At 67.4% G+C, this 1,463-nt stretch carries 1 protein-coding gene; it reads left to right on the top strand.

Translation table 11 applies throughout. From position 1 onward, the window contains the following. Window positions 1-237 precede the first annotated feature (237 nt). Window positions 238-1,440, top strand: a complete 1,203-nt coding sequence (locus tag ACFRKB_RS38900) for an IS110 family RNA-guided transposase (RefSeq protein ID WP_383111301.1) — start codon at window positions 238-240, stop codon at window positions 1,438-1,440. Window positions 1,441-1,463: the final 23 nt, after the last annotated feature.

Here is a 1,463-nt window from a genome sequence, read left to right as displayed (position 1 = left end):
CCCCATTACCTTCTTGGTGGCCCCGCAACGGGGCGCCCGGCCTTCGGAGTTGGCATGACTTTCTCCCCCTGTCGATCGCATGTCTTGGGGGGTGGTGTCACCGGCTCCGGAGGCATCGACAGACCGCTGATTAGGGGCATGACCACCGGCTTCTTCACAGGTCGGGAGGCTCTTCGTAATGTGGATGTGGCGATCGGTGCCGTGGCACGGCCGGGCGAGAACGACCGAAGGACGCACGTGATCGACGTCAGTGACATCGGCGCCTTCCTCGGCCTGGACGTCGGCAAGGGCGAACACCACGCCACCGCCGTCACCCCGGCCGGGAAGAAAGCCTTCGACAAGCGGCTGCCCAACAGCGAGCCGAAACTCCGTGAAGTGTTCGGCAAACTGCAGGCCAAGCATGGGACCGTGCTTGTCGTGGTCGACCAGCCGGCCTCCATCGGGGCTCTGCCGCTGGCGGTGGCCCGGGACATGGGCTGCCCGGTCGCCTATCTGCCCGGCCTGACAATGCGGCGGATTGCCGACCTCTATCCCGGCGAGGCCAAAACAGATGCCCGCGACGCGTTCGTCATCGCGGACGCGGCCCGCGTCATGCCTCACACGCTCCGCTCGGTCGACCTCAAGGACGAGACCATCGCCGAGCTGGAGATGATCGTCGGCTTCGACGACGACCTGGCCGGAGAAGCAACCCGCATCAGCAACCGTCTGCGGGGCCTGCTCACCCAGATCCACCCGTCGCTGGAACGGGTCCTGGGCCCGCGCGTCCAGCACCCGGCCGTGCTCCAGCTCCTCGACCAGTTCGGCTCCCCGGCCCAGATCCGCAAAGCCGGACGTCGGCGGCTCGTTGCGCTGATACGTCCGAAGGCACCGAGGATGGCCGATCGCCTCGTCGAGGACATCTTCACCGCCTTGGACGAACAGACCGTCGTGGTCCCGGGCACGGACGCGGCCGCCCTGATCGTCCCCAGCCTCGCCAACTCGCTCCGAGCGGTGCTCGACCAGCGGAAACTCCTGGCCACCCGGATCGAGGAACTGCTGGAGAACCACCCTCTTTCGCAGGTCCTGACGTCCATGCCGGGGATCGGCGTCAGGACCGGAGCCCGCATCCTCATCGACGTCGGCGACGGCACCTCGTTCCCGACCGCCGCTCACCTAGCCGCCTACGCCGGCCTCGCGCCCGCAACCCGCAGTTCCGGCTCCTCGATCCGCGGCGAACAACCGTCCCGGCGCGGAAACAAGCAGCTCAAACGGGCCTTCTTCCTGTCCGCGTTCGCGGCTCTGGCCGACCCGGTCTCCCGGACCTACTACGACAAGAAGATCAGCCAGGGAAAGCACCACACCCAAGCCCTCCTCTGCCTCGCGAGACGACGAGCCGACGTGCTCTTCGCGATGCTCCGCGACGGCACCTTCTACGACCCACAGCCCGCCCCATCAGCTTGACGAAACCCATAGGGGCACCCCCC

Source organism: Streptomyces scopuliridis (assembly GCF_042790125.1).
Lineage (GTDB): Bacteria > Actinomycetota > Actinomycetes > Streptomycetales > Streptomycetaceae > Streptomyces > Streptomyces scopuliridis_A.
This window is presented reverse-complemented; position numbering and strand designations above follow the sequence as displayed.